We start from the raw sequence: 15,781 nt of genomic DNA, 5'->3' as shown, positions 1-15,781 counted from the left end.
AAGATTTTACCCATTATGTGGTTAATATTAAGTAAATTCAGTATAATTTTACAAATTAACAGAAAGAATAAACATGAATATAGCAATTATTGGATTAGGTTTGATGGGAGGTTCCCTTGCCCTTTCATTAAAAAAACAAAATTATGTTGACTCTATTGTAGGTTATGACCATAATCAAAAGCATACACAGGACGCACTTTGCCTTGGACTCGTAGATAAAATAGTCTCTTTTGAAGAGGTCAAAAAGTGTGATGTTATTTTTCTTGCCATTCCTGTCAACGGTGTGATCAAAATCTTAAAAGAACTGACGGATGTCGGTCCGGACACAACTATAATTGATTTAGGCAGTACGAAAGAAAAAATTGTTGCCTCTGTACCGCCACAGATAAGAAAAAACTTTGTTGCGGCACATCCAATGACCGGAACAGAAAACTTCGGTCCGCATGCCGCAGTTGAAAATCTTTACTACGACAAGGTTGTTGTTTTATGCGATCTTGAAGAGAGTGGGGAACTGCAGACAAAGGTTGCCAAAAAAATATTTAAATCGCTGCATATGAAAAAACATTTTATGAAGTCTCATGAGCATGACCGTCATGCCGCTTTCATTTCACATATGCCCCATGCCATCTCCTATTCTATTGCCAACACTGTGTTAAAGCAGGAAAACAAGCATACCATTCTGGCCTTGGCTGCAGGTGGATTTCGCTCCATGAGTCGTCTGGCAAAGAGTTCTCCCTATATGTGGGAAGATATTTTCAGACAGAACAAAGAGAATCTGCTTGAAGCCATAGAACTCTTTGAAACAGAGCTTACAAACCTCAAACAAAACATTCAAAACGAAGAGTGGGACAAAGTCCATCAGGAGATGGCCAATGCCAACAAACTGCATGATATCCTGGACTAGGATATATCATATTTTTTCAGCAGCTCTTTGACAAGCTTTTTATCTATCTTCTCTTTTTTTGAAGAGTAAAGATTAGCTTCCAACATATCTACAACTTTTCTTACTTCCTCATCTTTGTCTTTGTACGGCAGCAGTTTTATAAGCAACAGCCTCTCATCATTGAGATTCAATACTCTCTCTTTTTTCAAAAATTTTACCGGTTTTGCAAACATCATAATCAATATTCCTATGATGACTCCTGCAACAAAAGCTATACCAATGGAAAGTTTGTCATAGACTTTTGCTCTCTTCTTTACATGTAAAGGCTGTTCAGTGGTTTGTGCAGATGCTTCTCTTTGTATTTTCAATGCTGTTTTTTTCACCGCACCGTTTACTTTGATAGGAATCGGTTGTGTAGAGATTTTTTCTACCCGTTTTGTTTTCAAATTGTAAAATGCCAGTGAAAAAGGCGGAATGGTAAAATCTTTATCTGAAACAAAGGCTAACTTTTGTGTCAGAGTATTGCCTTTGATACTTATTTTCTCATCAAAAACATTTACACCCGGTATATAGGGTTTAAAACTCTTAATATCTTCTAAATTCCCTTCACCTCTGACTTTGACAGTGACATTCACTGCTTCATTGGGATTAATCTGTAATTTGTCGGCAGTCGCTTCAATTGTAAAGTTTCCGACTATTTTTGCATTATTAGGCAAAGGCTTTACATGTAACTCCACCGGATTTGAAAAATAGCTTTTCCATTTGATCTGAGGCATAAACCCTCCCCAGACATCCCGTGAAGAGATTCTTGTCGCAATTTTGAGTTGTGCCGGTTTTATGGTCAGGTTTCCTTCTCTTTGCGGAGCCAGTCTGTAGCTTGCTTTTGTGATGATAAATCCGTCTTTTTCAGTTCTTGTTGCCTGTGATTCGCCTTTAATCCAAAAGCCTTTAAAGTCCGGTGCTATAAATTTACTGTCAACGGCTTCGGCATCTTTTTTCTGTTTCAGCACCAGGTTAAGTGTAAACGGTTCCCCCACAAACAATTCTGTTTTTGAGGGAATCAAATTCAGTACAAAATCGGCATTTTTATCCTGTACTGCCGGCTTTACCGTCACTTTTACACTATTTGATTGCTCTGTTTTTCCATCTATTTCAATACTTACCGGTGAAATCACACAACTTTTTTGTGGCATAAACTGGTAACTCAGCACATAGCTTTTTCTATAGTCATTGTTTATCATCTCAATACTTGTTTGAGAACTTGACCCTAGAACATTGCTACCGCATATTGTACTGATAAGTGGTTTATTGACTTCACTCCCTGTGATTGTAAGGGTATAGGTTGCGACTTCTCCGCTAACAACACTCTTAGGAGATACCCTTGCCACAACCTTCGCATATATTGCCGTTGTAAGTAGACTAAAAATTATTATTATTTTACCAAGGTTTTTCATTACTGTTTTCCTTCTTCTTGTTACTTTGGTTCAATCTGTATAGATATGTACTCTGTTCACTATTAAGACTTTTAAGCCATTTTGCCTCTTCTGCATCACTCATCCTGTTTTTCATTTTTTCTGCCTGTGCAGCCGATACGGAGGCAGATTTCTTTTTGTCTTTTTTCTGTTTTTTCTCAGCACTTTTTTGCTGGGATTTTTGTTTGCGTTCTTTTTCTTTCTTCTCTTTTTGCTTTACATTCTTTTCTTTTTCAGCATTCTTTTTTTGCTGCTTTTTCTCATCTTCGCTCGGCTTTTGAGATTTTCTCTGCTCACTCTTTTGGTCTTTTTTATTGTCTTGATGCTGTTTGTTCTTTTGCTCTTTATTATCCTGCTTTTTCTCGTTCTTTTTGTTATCTTGACTTTTCTGGTTCTGCTGGTTCTGCTGGTTTTTTTGATTCTTCTGCTGCTGTTTTTTCTGATCTTTGTTTTTCTGTTGCTGTTTCTTTTGTTGTTGTTTCTTCTGCTCTTTTTTCTTTAATGCTTTTTTTACGGCTTCAAGGTTTTCTCTTGTATCTTTGTCTTCATGAAGTTTCAAAGATTTTTCATAAGACTCTATCGCCTTTTTCAAGCTTGCTTCATCACCCATTTTTGCATAGGCATTACCCATATTTGAAAAATTTTTCGCACGTGAAACTTTGTCATCAAAGGTTGCTTTTTCATAATTCTGAACCGCTTCTTTGTACTTTTTAGCCTTATAGAGGGCATTGGCTGCATTATAGTAACTCTCACTTCGATTACTCTTTTTTGCATAACTGTCATATATTTTTGCCGATTTTTCATACTCCTTGTGCTTGTAGGCATTTTTTGCTTCATCAAGATGCATAAAATCCAGCAATCCCGCATATGACGGAGCAGAACTACCGAGAAAAATAGCTAAAATAAACAATCCAGGCACCTCAACTTTTACCCGTTTGCTCATAGAAGATGTCGCGATAAGCAGTAAGAGAAGTGCCAATCCTAAAGGATAATAGACCAATGGTATATACTTTTCTATCTGCTCAGACTTCAGCTCTTTTTTCTTGCTGTGACGCTCAATCTCCTGAAGCATTGCTTTGACATCGGCATCAGAATTGACACTTTCAATGTAAACACCGCCTGTTTTTGTTGCCAGGTCGGCAATTTTATCATTGAGTTTTGAGACAATAATTTTTCCGTTTTGTTTGATAAACTCTCCATTTCCAAGCTTTATCGGTGCTCCCTGCGGTGTGCCGACACCAAGTACAAAGACAGCTATGTCATGCTTTTTGGCAAAAGCAATCTCTTGAGAAAAATCTTTTTTGTCTCCGCCGTCACTCAATATTAACAAATATTTTTTTGCATCTTGTTTTATACTTTTATCAACCACCTGCAGCATCGACATAAAATCTGTGCCCTGCTCTGTAATAGAGTTTGTATTCAGTTTTTTCAGTAAAAAAGCAACTGCTTCATGATCAAAACTCAAGGGTGAAACCAGATAAGAGTTTTTTGCAAAGGCAATCACACCGATACGCTCATTTGGTGCCAGACGCAACAGTTCCAAGGCCTTTTGTTTTGCCAGTTTCAAACGGTTCGGATAGACATCTTCTGCTAACATAGAATCTGATATATCCAAAGCTATCATAATGTCAGCACTCTTAGCCGTCACTTCAATCTTTCCGTCTTTGATGACAGGACCGGCCAAAGCAATTGTCATCAAAACAGCAATCAGGAAAAAGAGTGCATTTCTTGCTTTGAGTGTCAAGGTGTTTGAAGAGACTCTGAGTCTTTGCATCACCTCACTTGAAAAAAATGTTGCATGCGACTCTTTTTGTGTAAGCAACAGCCCAAAGAGTATAACAATTAACGGTAACATATAGTAAAGAAATTCCGGATGTAAAAAACTCATATTACACTCCCTCTTTTATTTCGTAAATAGACATAAAGCAGCAGAGACAACAATGCTATAAAGAGCGGATAAAAATAGTAGTAGTTTTTATAGGAAAATGTTTCATTTTTTATCTCTGATTTTTCCAATTCATCAATTTTTTCATAGACCTCTTTAAGCTGTGAGGCATTTGCTGCACCAAAGGCAACACCGCCTGTCTCTTTTGCTATTTTCATAAGCACGGCTCTGTTGTACTCATCAGGAGCACCTATTCCTATCGGATAGACTTTTACACCCTCTTTTTTAGCAATATCAAGTGCCACATCCAGAGGAATTTTATCTACTCCTGCAGTGGAGTAGCCGTCTGTGAGCAAAATAGCCACTTTTGATTTTGCCTTGCTCATTTTCAACAGGTTCACACCCTGCGCCAACGCTTCATATAGGGCTGTATATTTTCCTGCCATACCTACTTCAAGCTGAGCAACAATACGCGACAGTATATGCTTATCATAGGTCAATGGTGAAGCAATAAAAGAGTAGGAACCAAAAACAACAAGTCCCATATTGTCATTTTCTCTTTTGTTTATAAAATCCCGTACAATTGATTTCACAACATCAAAGCGTGAAGCAGCAGGATTGAGCGGATCAAACCCACGCTCTTTCATAGAGCCAGAAGCATCCAAAACCAGTGCTATTTCATGCCCGTGCTTTGGCTTCAACTCATACGGTTCATCTTTTACAGGCGACATAAGTGCCAAAATCATCATAACAATTGTGAGCCATTTTAAGAAGAAAAGCAGTTTTGATGCAGACACATTACTCTTCATAAACTGTGAAGCATGCGGAAAGTAAATTGAAGATAGCTTCATTTTACAAAGTGTCTCACATGCTATAAAAAAGAAAATAATAAACAGTAGTTTTGGAAATTCGAAATATATACCATCAAACATCTATCATTCCCTTGTATAACTCTATTACATGTAAAGTATCTGTATCAAAATCTTCTACATTTTTTTTATATTTGTATCTTTGTAGTTTTTCCAACATATTTTCATAGGCTTTTAAATGTCGTTCACTGTCATCTTTAAAAGTTGCTCCGTAAAATGTTAAATCATATGCCGCTTTTTTCGGATTTGAACAATCTAGAGAAAAGAGCTTCTTGTAATGCTCTGCTCTTTTGTTGTATCTTTTCCTGTTTTGCATCCATTTATATGCCAAATATATAAAACCCGAAAGTATCAGAACAACTAACAGGCTCACTCCGATAAGATAATACAAGGAGTACTCATGTATCTCTATAAGCGGCTTAATATCATGCAAAGGAATTTCATTTTGTTGTAAATTTTGCATCTATCTGCCCTCAAATAATCGTCGTAAGGAAACACCGATTTTTCCGTCTGTATAGATCTTTGTAAATCGAATCTGGTGTTTTGTGAATGTTGCATAGAGTTTTCTGTCATGCACTAAAACTTTTTTCGCATACTCTTTGAGAGTTTGTGCATTAAAATCACCTTCAAGTACAGCACCGCTCTCAGGATCTACCAAAGAGGTAAAACCCATCTCCGGCGGTCTCTCTTCAAGCCTGTCACGCACAATGACAGCCACTACTTCATGTTTTTTTGCCAACACTTTAAAATCAGGAATTTCAAAAAAATCACCGACAATAATAATCAGAGATTTTCGCTTAAGCCTTTTAAACAAAGTGTCTGCCAAAACTTTGTAATCTGCTTTTTTATTCAAAGGATCAAAATTTAAAATTTCATCTGTACTTTTATGCACCTGAAACAGCTTTTTGCTCGGTTTTAAAAAAGACTCCAACTTATCACTGAAGATGTATGAACTCAGCAAATCGCCGTTTTTAATAGCAGAAAAGCTCAGCATCGCCGTTACTTCGGCAATAACATCCTGCTTAAACCGTTTGGAACCGAAATAGACACTGCCGTTGAGCATAGAAGCAATAACAATATTTAATTCTCTCTCTTCTCGAAATATTTTAATATAAGGCTTTTGCAGTTTTGCTGTGATATTCCAGTCAATATGTCGAATGTCGTCACCGGGCATATATTCACGCAGTTCTATAAAGTCATAGCCCTCGCCTTGAAAAATGGAGGGGTTGTTTCCAACCATCTCGCTAAAAACCTGACGGCGTGCCCGTACAAGTATTTTTTGTAGTTTGCTCATTGTGGCGACCTTATGGTATCGCTACGGTTTCAAGCACTTTTTGAATGATTTCATCTGTCGTAATACCCTCTGCCTCCGCCTCATAAGTAAGCACAATACGGTGACGCATCAACTCTTTTACGACATAAGCAACATCAACGGGAGTGACAAAGTCTTTACCTCGCATAAATGCCATTGCTTTAACCGCTTTAAACATATCTATGCTCACACGAGGGGAAGCTCCAAACTGAATGTACTCTTTAATATCTTCAAGTCCATACTCTTCAGGATATCTTGTCGCATTGACCAGTTCTATCATATACTCTTGTACTTCTTCATCTACATGTATATCGCGTACAACTTTTTTCAGCTCTTCAAGTTCGCTTTTATTTAAAACCGGATTGATTGTCTCAAAATTTCCGCTTGAGATTCTTCTTGCGATTTCAAGCTCTTCTTTTTTTGTGTTGTAACCAACTACAAGCTTGAGTATAAATCTGTCAAGCTGTGCTTCAGGGAGCTGATAGACACCCTCTTGTTCTACAGGGTTTTGTGTTGCCATGACAAAAAATGGCAGATCAAGTTTGAATGTCGTATCGCCGATTGTCACCTGTTTCTCCTGCATCACTTCAAGCAAAGCAGATTGCACTTTTGCCGGAGCACGGTTAATCTCATCTGCAAGTAAAAGGTTGGTGAATATCGGACCTTTTTTGATTTTAAACTGATTGTTTTGCGGGTCGTATATTTCTGCCCCCAAAATATCCGAAGGGAGTAAATCCGGTGTGAACTGTGCTCGTTTAAAGTCAAGCCCCAGAGCTTTTGAAAGTGCATTGACCGTTGTTGTTTTTGCCAGTCCCGGAACACCTTCTATAAGAATATGCCCTTCACACAGCAATGCGATGAGCAATGAATCTATCATTTTTTCTTGTCCCACGACTACTTTTGCGACTTCTTTTTTTACCTCTTCTATTTTATTAATCATAATTTATACCTCATATTAATATTTCTTTTTATTATTAATGTAAGTATATTCCTAAGAAGTAAACGGTTACTAAATATCAATATTTAACACTTTTGAAATGCCCTCTTTTTGTATGAGCGAATGAAGCTTTTTGACAAGATTCTGCCTGGCTATTTCATAGCCCTGGGAGGACTGTCCGGTTACATGTATGACATTTTCCCCCAACACTTCTCCTTTATAGTTTTTCGTTACAAAAGATATTTCACTGCGGGCAAGCGTAAAACCGTAGGCAGTCGCTTTTTGAATTTTTGCTTTTATAAAAACAGTGTAGTGCATGGTTGATTTCACATTTTTTATGATAAACTTTTTTTTAGTCAGGGCACTTCTGAGTGGTTCAGCCAGACTTTTCACATTGGAATTTACCCAAAAACTTATATGTTTTTGAAGATAATCATACTCTTCATTTACTTTATTCATCCATGTTATATATTTTGTATCATCAAAGCCTTTATGCAGTACTTTCATCACTATCAGAGCATTCTGTATATATGTAAATGATTTTTTCATCTTTTTATAATATACCAGACGTTTGAGTGCGTCACGTTTTTGTAAATTTTTGACTTTACTTCTGTATATTTGTAGTTTTTGGTCTAGTTCATTTTTTAAACCTTGAAATAACTTTTGTTTATCGACCTTTATAAGCGCCGCATATCTTTTAAAGCCGAGTTTTTTTACATGAAGTATTTCATATTCGCTTATTTTTATTTTTTCAACACTGCTTTGTGTTTCATTGATATATGTTGCCTCGGAGCTGTTAAGGCTTCCCTCTTTTACAACTGTTTTTGCACGAAAATTTGATGAAACCGTTACATGTAATGTCGAGGCTGCAAAGCTCAAGGCATTCGTAATGGCATCTTGCTGATTTTCACCTTCTCCCAGTGCATAAAGCGTAGAACTGTTAGACTGTGGAGGTTGCAGATACCACGAGGGAAGCTCTTTTTTTGCAACAACAACTCTTTGTTTTGCAACACAACCGCCTAAAAGCAGCCCTGTAACAAGAAATAATATGCTTAATTTATTCATCTGTTTAACTGCTCAAGTGTTTTTTTTCTTTTGGAGATAAGAGAGTTTATTCGAATCACAGCCTCATTAATCTCCTCAACCGGCTCTATCATCAAATTATCCGCATATTCATAATACTCTTTTGCCTCTTCATATTTCCCCTGTGCCTCTTTTATCACACCCAAATCATAAAATGCCACATAGCTTTTCATATTTGTCGCATCAATCAACTCTTTTAAAAAGCGTTCTGCTTTGTCATAACGCCCCTGCTCTATATATTTTAAAGAGACTTTCAGCAGTCTCTCCTGTTCATCCGTATAATCCAAATCAGGATCTTCAAGTAGTTTTACACGAAATTTTCTATAATGCGGAGTAAGCTTATAAATAAATGTATCTGCTATATCATCGGCAAGCTTTTGTGCCACCATCATTTTTGACGGGATTGCCCGCGAATCATCAGCACAGTGTTTAAATGAACTTGTTCTGCCTAAAGTATCCGCATAAATGATATCGCCTTTGGCAACATCCACTATTCTCACTTCTGCAGAAAGGCCTATGAGCCGTTTCATACAGCGCACACGGTATGTTTCGAGTTCTGTACATTTTCTATTTGCACAACGGACACGAGGCTCATAAAAATAGCTGTCTTCCTTGGTAACAGGGCTTACATTTCCCGAAATTATAGCCTGCGCGCCTATCAGCTCTCCAACCTGAACAATCTTTTCATCATTGACAAGGCCACTGTTTTGCAGTTTTTGCTCTGCTATAACTTTATTAATATCATTTCTGCTGACAACAGTAAAATATTTTTTATTGTTTATCTCAAAATTAGAAAGCTTTGCCTCTATTTTTCTTGAAAGCCCTACTCTGTCATGTGTGAAATCTGTTACAGCTATCACTTTTGTTTGTGACATTCTATCAACCTCTGCAGGTTCAAGTGCCTGAATAACAACTTTTTGAGAACATCCGCTCACAAAAACAATAAAAAAAGCCATTAATGCATTTATAATATTTTTCATAAAACTCCTCTTTGTGAAACAATTGTAGTTAAAAAGCATTTAATTGTAAATAAATCTATGCTTTCTTATAAAATTTATAAATTTTCACTCTTTTTTCTTGACATATCAATTGTATTTGTCTATAATTTCGACCTCTTAACAATAAGAGGCAAGAGTCCTGTTAGCTCAGCTGGTAGAGCACGTCACTTTTAATGATGTGGCCGATGGTTCGAATCCATCACAGGACACCATTTTTTTGTTATTTGCACTAAAGTTTAAAGCTTGCGTATCTTATATACGATTCACTTGAAACTTCAGCACAACTAATCAAAAAACAACTACAAAAAGTGGCCCCGTCGTCTAGCGGTTAGGATCCATGGTTTTCATCCATGTTACAGGAGTTCGATTCTCCTCGGGGTCACCAACTTTTCTCACTTTCAAACAATCATTAGAAATTTATGTCATAATAACATTATCCTATAAAGAGGGAATAGAATAGTTATGCATTCATGGATTACACTTTCCCAGGCAGTTGGGGGCATCGGTATTTTTATACTTGGTATGATTATCATGACTCAGGGGTTACATGCTCTTGCCGGAGATGCTATCAGAAACGCTTTAATCCGTTTTACAAAAACACCCACTACCGGAGTTATAACAGGAGCCATCAGTACTGCTGTTTTACAGTCATCAAGTGCTACAACAGTTGCCGCTGTGGGGTTTGTATCCGCAGGATTATTAACATTTCCCCAGGCACTCGGTATCATCTTTGGTGCAAATATCGGTACCACTATTACAGGATGGATGGTAGCCCTTCTCGGATTTAAACTCAAGCTGGGCACTATAGTTTTGCCTTTTATACTTGTAGGATCAAGTTTAAAACTTTTTTCAAAAGGAAAAGCAGCGGATATCGGTTTTGCCATTGCCGGATTCGGTCTGATTTTTGTCGGTATCGGTTTTATGCAAGAGGGCATGTCTGTCTATAAAGACATCATTTCACCTGAATACTTTGAGGGAGACTCTTTTATTGGCCGATTTGAGCTCTTCTTGCTTGGAATTCTTGTTACAATTATCACACAGTCATCAAGCGCAGGTGTTGCCGCGACACTCACAATGATTTACGGAGGTGCCATCAGTTTTGAGCAGGGAGCAGCCTTAGTAGTCGGCATGGATGTAGGTACAACAGTCACAGCGGCTTTGGCAACCATAGGTGGTTCTACAGAAGTAAAAAGGACCGGCTTTTCACATGTTGTATACAATATATTTACCGGTATTGCCGCACTTTTTTTAATCGCACCCTACACTATGTTCTTTGAATCTTTCGCGCCCGGTTTTTTAATGCAACAGGCTGAAATTGTCTTAGTACTGTTTCATACTTTTTTCAACTTTTTAGGTGTCATTGCAATTATACCTTTTACAACACCTTTTGCGCATCTTATGGAAAAAATCATACCCGAACCAAAACAAAAGTATATACAGGATTTTGATCCTGCATTACTTGAAAATATCCCTTTGGCTTTGAGTGTTGTGCAAAAATCTCTTGAAAATGAATTCAAAACATTATTGCGGTATATGCTCTATTTGCTTGGGGCGAAAAAAAATGCACACAAAATCAATCTGCATGCTTTTGACAAGCTCTTAGATGAAACACAGACTTTCTTAGACAAAATTCATTTAAAAAATACACAGGATGCAAACTGGCAACGGCTTATCAGTCTCATTCATGTTATTGACCATCTGCAACGGCTATTTGACCGATGTCGTGAAGATGAGCACAAAGCACTGTTTCTTCAGTCATCACCCTTGTTGGTATTAGAAAAAAAGCAATTTATTGAGCTTATTCAAACAAGCCTGCAGCTCCTTGAACAAACATCTTTACAGGAACTGGCCAATTATACGCAGCAAAACAACAATGAAATTGAGAAGAAAACAGAACAAAAGAGAGAAGAAATAACACTGTTAATGGCCGACGGGACTGTTAGCATAGACGAGGGCACCTACCACTTGGAAGCAGTCCGGTGGCTGCAACGCTCATCAGTACACATTACACGCATTGCATATCATCTTCAGCAGGCACTGCTCAGTGCAGGAAAATAAGATATAATAAGTGCCTGACAAGAATAAAGGAGTCAGTTATGGATAAATTACAAAAATACAAATGTGTATTTTGCGGTCATATTTATGACCCGCAAATCGGTGATGGAAAAAGTGGTATTCCTCCAGGAACAGCTTTTGAAGATCTTCCTGACAATTGGAAATGTCCGGGTTGCGGTGCCGAAAAAGAGTATTTCAAGCCTGTTGAGTAAAACTCTGCTATTGCAAAGAGTATCGAATCGGTACACTTAGCATCATGTCTGTTTTTGGCTTTGGAAACTTTCCTGAAAGCTCAGCGATTGTTTTAATCGCCGCACGCGTCAAGATACCGCTGCTTGAAGATATTGTTGTGATTTGTACAACAGTAGCATCTTTCAGCAGCATAAAGCGAACGGTAACAGAACCCTGTATGCCTCGTTTACGTGCCATTCTCGGGTAGTAGAGGTTTTCTTTTATCAATTGGGCAATCTGTGCCAGATTTTCCTGCAAATACGCTTCTTTCTCACTCACCTTTTTTTCAGCACTTTTTTTTATACTCTTTTCCCTGCGAAGATTTTCTTCTGCAACAGGCATGTTTTTCACCACTTCTTCTACTTTTTTTTCTGGTTTTTCTTCTGCCGGTTTTTCTTCTGATGGTTTTTCTATTCTTTTTTCCGGTTTTGTCTTTTCTTCAGTCTTTGTCTCTTTTATTGTTTCTTTTTTCTTTTTAATCTCTTTTTTTAAAGGAATTTTTTTCTTTATTTTCTTGGGTTTTTCTTGGGTTTTTTGTTTTTTTGGAGGAATAACTTTTTTATGTTGCGGGATTTTTTTTGCTTTTTTTTCAGAAATGACTTTTTTTCTCTCTTTTTGCTTTTTATGTGTTTCTTCAGTCTGTTGTTTTACACATCTCAAATTTACACACACTCTTTTTTCTTCTTCAACAAATGCAGCAGGTGAAACTGCATACTTATAAATGCCCAGCAGGCTCAGCAGAATAAGCGCATGAACGAGCAAAGAGAGAAAAAGAGATTTTGAGTGATTAAGCATACATCATTTTAAATGGCGCGTTTAAATTCAGGATAGGATTCAACACCAACCTCATTAACATCAAGCCCCTCTACCTGAATATCATCCTCTGCTCTGAATGCAACAATCTTGTTGATAATGTATATAACAATATAGGAACTTACAAATGCAAAAGCTCCGATGACTACAATCCCTTTGAGTTGTGAAACCAGTGACACTTTATCAACAAAAACACCCACAGCGAGTGTGCCCCAAATACCGTTGACAAGGTGAACAGAAAGTGCACCCACAGGATCATCTAGTTTTAATTTGTCAAACATCGGTACAGCAAAAACAACAAGCGCACCGCCAATGGCACCAATCAGGATTGGTGTATACATGTCATACAAATCAGGTCCTGCAGTAATTGCGACAAGCCCTCCCAATGCACCGTTTAATATCATTGTAATATCTAAAAGCTTATACCGTGCATACATGATAACGGCTGCAATGATTGCACCCGCCAAACCTGCCGTATTTGTATTCATAATCGTTTTTGCAACCGTATCAGCATTTTCGACACTCGAAATAGAACCGACACTGCCACCGTTAAATCCGAACCATCCTATCCATAGAAGAAGTGCGCCAAGAACTACAAGCGGTACATTTGATGCAGGTATCACTTTTATTTTGCCGTCTTTGTATCTGTCTTTTCTTGGTCCCATAATCAAAATCGCAGCCAGCAATGCCCAGCCTCCGGTGGAGTGAATAACAGTTGAACCTGCCAAATCATACATGTCAATATCCAACACTGTTCCCGCAAGAAGATCAGCACCCCAGCTTACATTGACAATCAAAGGATAGATAACAGCACCCATAACAACCGTAAATATCATCAGCGGTATAATTTTTACACGCTCACTCACTCCACCACTCATGATATTTATAGTTTTACCGACAAATGCCATCTGAAACAAAAATGCCGCCCATATACTCATAGAAGAGTTTTCCCAGGAGCCAAACGCAAGAGAGTAACCGACAAGTAAAAATGCCATAGATGCTACCGCATATATCATGGTATTTACCGTTAAAACAGAAGAGACATTTTTTGTTCTTACAAGTCCGGCTTCAAGCATAGCAAAACCTGGGACCATTAAAATAATCAAAACCATAGAAAAAAGTGTAAAGAAAGTATCCAGTATGTATTTGAAATCAGCTTCAGACATTATAAACCTTTAACCCGGATTATACAATAAAAAACTCAAGAAAGTCTTTATCATTGCACCCAAGGCACAAGCATAGAACCTACTTATTGTTTTCTATTGTATAATCCGGGTTTAAATTGAACTTAAAAGCTGAGTGTAGCAAAATATTTATATTTTAAAAATTAAATCATTATTTTTAAATGCCAAAGAAGTCAATATGTGGATTTTTTACTCCTTGTAAAGGAGTTGGCTTAAGTGCCATAACGGTTAGAGAAGCCAAAGAAAGGGGCAAGTTCCTTTGGCATTATTGTTTAGATAGCTTCCTCATCAGTTTCACCTGTACGAATTCTGATAATTTTTTCTATATCACTTACAAAAATCTTACCGTCTCCGATTTTACCTGTACGTGCTGCTTCAACAATTGTTGCTGTAACCTGTTCTACCATGTCTGCTGTAACAACCATTTCCATTTTTATTTTCGGTAAAAAATCAACCACATACTCAGCACCACGGTACAGTTCACTATGTCCTTTTTGACGGCCATAGCCTTTTACTTCACTTACTGTCATACCGTCAATACCGATTTCTGCCAGTGCATCTTTTACATCTTCCAGTTTAAATGGTTTGATAACCGCTTCTACTTTTTTCATTATCACTACTCCAAAGTTTTATTATTTATCAATTGTAACCATTTTTGATTACAAAATCAATACACTAATCCCAAAAAGAGATTAGTTATTCATGTATCTTTCCCCTTGAACAGATTCATCCAGCCCCATTGTTTCTTCATCTTCACTTACTCGTGAACCACCAGTCAATGCAGTAGCAACATAGTAAACAACAACAGTACCGATAAGCGTGAACAGTCCAACGATCACAACAGATTCAACTTGAACAATAAACTGTCCCATTCTGTCACCTGATTCTTTCAGCGGTCCGTCCCATAACAGGTCATTGTCTTTTAAAGCCAAAAGACCGGTTGCAAGTGCACCAAACAAACCAGCTAAAAAGTGAACACCGAATGCATCCAAAGAGTCATCATAACCAAGTTTCTTTTTAAGCACAGTCACACCCCAAAAAGCGAATAGTGTTCCGACGATACCAACGATAAAAGCACCACCCACACCAACAAATCCGGCAGCAGGCGTAATAGCAACAAGCCCGGAAACAGCACCTGTAGCAAGTCCCAGTAATGTAGGCTTTTTATAGATAACCCACTCAGCAAGCATCCATGTAATAGCAGCTGCGGCAGTTGCTATCGTTGTAGTCAGGAGTGCTACACCGGCAATGGCGTTCGCTCCAAATGCAGACCCTGCATTGAATCCGTACCAGCCAAACCATAAAAGAGCCGCACCAAGCGCTGTCAAAAGCACTGTAGCAGGTTTCATTGCAGACTTAGGATATCCGACACGCTTGCCAACAAGAACAGCAAGAACCAAACCGGCCAGACCACCATTCATATGTACAACTGTACCACCGGCAAAGTCTAAAGCACCTAAATCAAAGAGATAGGCACCGTCTCCGCCCCAAACCATATGAGCAACAGGAGCGTACACTACAAGTCCCCAAAGCGCCACAAATACCAGCCATGTAGAGAATTTAATACGCTCTATAACCGAACCTGCAGCAATAGCTACGGTAATAGCGGCAAATGTACCCTGAAACGCCACAAATACATAAGTAGGGTATGTTCCGCTTAAATCGTGCCAGCTGATTCCATTTAGGAATACATTTGAAAATCCACCCATCACATTTTGAACAGCAGCAGAATCTGCCGTACCAAATGCTATCGAATAACCGGCAGCAATCCAAACAACAAATGCAACGACAAACGCTCCAAATACCATTGCATATGTATTGAGTACATTTTTACTTCTTGTCATACCTGCATAAAACAGTGCAAGACCTGCAGGTGTCATAAGTAATACCAATGCAGTTGACATCATCATCCATGCTGTATCACCTGTATCGAGTGTTGCTGTATCCTCCGCAAATACGAATGTTGGTAAAGCAAATAAGAATGCTAATAACCATTTCTTCATGTGAATCCTTTTGTTGAATATTTTCAAAGCAAAGTATAGAATAATTACATCTTTTT

The 15,781-nt window shown here is 38.0% G+C and carries 15 protein-coding genes and 2 tRNA genes; 5 read left to right on the top strand and 12 right to left on the bottom strand.

Features of this window, described 5'->3' with window-relative positions; genetic code table 11:
- Positions 1-73: 73 nt before the first annotated feature.
- Positions 74-904, top strand: a complete 831-nt coding sequence (locus FJR45_RS03840; RefSeq protein WP_193151428.1) for a prephenate dehydrogenase — start codon at positions 74-76, stop codon at positions 902-904.
- Here FJR45_RS03840 and FJR45_RS03835 read toward each other — a convergent pair.
- The 8 genes from FJR45_RS03835 to FJR45_RS03800 form a co-directional block, all read right to left on the bottom strand.
- Entirely contained in the window at positions 901-2,337 is a 1,437-nt protein-coding gene (locus tag FJR45_RS03835) for a BatD family protein (RefSeq protein ID WP_193151427.1), read from the bottom strand. The two genes, FJR45_RS03840 and FJR45_RS03835, sit on opposite strands and share 4 nt — an antisense overlap.
- Entirely contained in the window at positions 2,321-4,243 is a 1,923-nt protein-coding gene (locus FJR45_RS03830) for a VWA domain-containing protein (protein WP_193151426.1), read from the bottom strand. Before FJR45_RS03830 ends, FJR45_RS03835 begins: the two co-directional genes overlap by 17 nt.
- Positions 4,240-5,172, bottom strand: coding sequence for a vWA domain-containing protein (locus tag FJR45_RS03825; protein ID WP_193151425.1), 933 nt, complete (start codon positions 5,170-5,172; stop codon positions 4,240-4,242). The genes FJR45_RS03830 and FJR45_RS03825 overlap by 4 nt, the downstream gene beginning before the upstream one ends.
- Entirely contained in the window at positions 5,165-5,572 is a 408-nt protein-coding gene (locus FJR45_RS03820) for a hypothetical protein (RefSeq protein ID WP_193151424.1), read from the bottom strand. Before FJR45_RS03820 ends, FJR45_RS03825 begins: the two co-directional genes overlap by 8 nt.
- Complete coding sequence (locus FJR45_RS03815; protein ID WP_193151423.1) at positions 5,573-6,403, bottom strand: DUF58 domain-containing protein; 831 nt, start codon at positions 6,401-6,403, stop codon at positions 5,573-5,575. It abuts the gene before it with no gap.
- 10 nt (positions 6,404-6,413) lie between these two features.
- Positions 6,414-7,361 carry an AAA family ATPase gene (locus tag FJR45_RS03810; protein ID WP_193151422.1) on the bottom strand — a complete coding sequence of 316 codons (948 nt, stop codon included), beginning with the start codon at positions 7,359-7,361 and terminating at the stop codon, positions 6,414-6,416.
- 69 nt (positions 7,362-7,430) lie between these two features.
- Positions 7,431-8,423, bottom strand: a complete 993-nt coding sequence (locus FJR45_RS03805) for an LPP20 family lipoprotein (protein WP_193151421.1) — start codon at positions 8,421-8,423, stop codon at positions 7,431-7,433.
- A complete protein-coding gene (locus FJR45_RS03800) occupies positions 8,420-9,421 on the bottom strand; it encodes a CsgG/HfaB family protein (RefSeq protein ID WP_193151420.1) in 1,002 nt (333 codons plus the stop codon). The genes FJR45_RS03805 and FJR45_RS03800 overlap by 4 nt, the downstream gene beginning before the upstream one ends.
- A 154-nt stretch (positions 9,422-9,575) precedes the next feature.
- On the opposite strand from FJR45_RS03800, the gene FJR45_RS03795 reads away from it, so the two are divergent.
- The 4 genes from FJR45_RS03795 (at position 9,576) to FJR45_RS03780 (ending at position 11,706) form a co-directional block, all read left to right on the top strand.
- Positions 9,576-9,651, top strand: a tRNA-Lys gene (locus FJR45_RS03795).
- Positions 9,652-9,749: 98 nt separating this feature from the next.
- Positions 9,750-9,824, top strand: a tRNA-Glu gene (locus FJR45_RS03790).
- 77 nt (positions 9,825-9,901) lie between these two features.
- Positions 9,902-11,497: a Na/Pi cotransporter family protein gene (locus FJR45_RS03785; RefSeq protein WP_193151419.1), complete on the top strand. Its 1,596-nt coding sequence runs from the start codon at positions 9,902-9,904 to the stop codon at positions 11,495-11,497.
- A gap of 38 nt (positions 11,498-11,535) precedes the next feature.
- Complete coding sequence (locus tag FJR45_RS03780) at positions 11,536-11,706, top strand: rubredoxin (RefSeq protein WP_193151418.1); 171 nt, start codon at positions 11,536-11,538, stop codon at positions 11,704-11,706.
- Between the two features lie 7 nt (positions 11,707-11,713).
- Here the strand turns inward: FJR45_RS03780 and FJR45_RS03775 are convergent, their stop codons facing one another.
- The 4 genes from FJR45_RS03775 to FJR45_RS03760 form a co-directional block, all read right to left on the bottom strand.
- Complete coding sequence (locus tag FJR45_RS03775; RefSeq protein WP_193151417.1) at positions 11,714-12,520, bottom strand: energy transducer TonB; 807 nt, start codon at positions 12,518-12,520, stop codon at positions 11,714-11,716.
- A gap of 8 nt (positions 12,521-12,528) precedes the next feature.
- Positions 12,529-13,704, bottom strand: a complete 1,176-nt coding sequence (locus FJR45_RS03770; RefSeq protein WP_193151416.1) for an ammonium transporter — start codon at positions 13,702-13,704, stop codon at positions 12,529-12,531.
- Positions 13,705-13,994: 290 nt separating this feature from the next.
- Positions 13,995-14,333, bottom strand: coding sequence for a P-II family nitrogen regulator (locus FJR45_RS03765; RefSeq protein ID WP_151900817.1), 339 nt, complete (start codon positions 14,331-14,333; stop codon positions 13,995-13,997).
- A gap of 81 nt (positions 14,334-14,414) precedes the next feature.
- Complete coding sequence (locus tag FJR45_RS03760; protein ID WP_193151415.1) at positions 14,415-15,725, bottom strand: ammonium transporter; 1,311 nt, start codon at positions 15,723-15,725, stop codon at positions 14,415-14,417.
- Positions 15,726-15,781: the final 56 nt, after the last annotated feature.

Source organism: Sulfurimonas sediminis (assembly GCF_014905115.1).
In the GTDB taxonomy this organism is placed as follows: domain Bacteria; phylum Campylobacterota; class Campylobacteria; order Campylobacterales; family Sulfurimonadaceae; genus Sulfurimonas; species Sulfurimonas sediminis.
The sequence above is the reverse complement of the archived record's forward strand: the minus strand, read 5'-3'. Positions and strand labels throughout refer to the sequence as shown.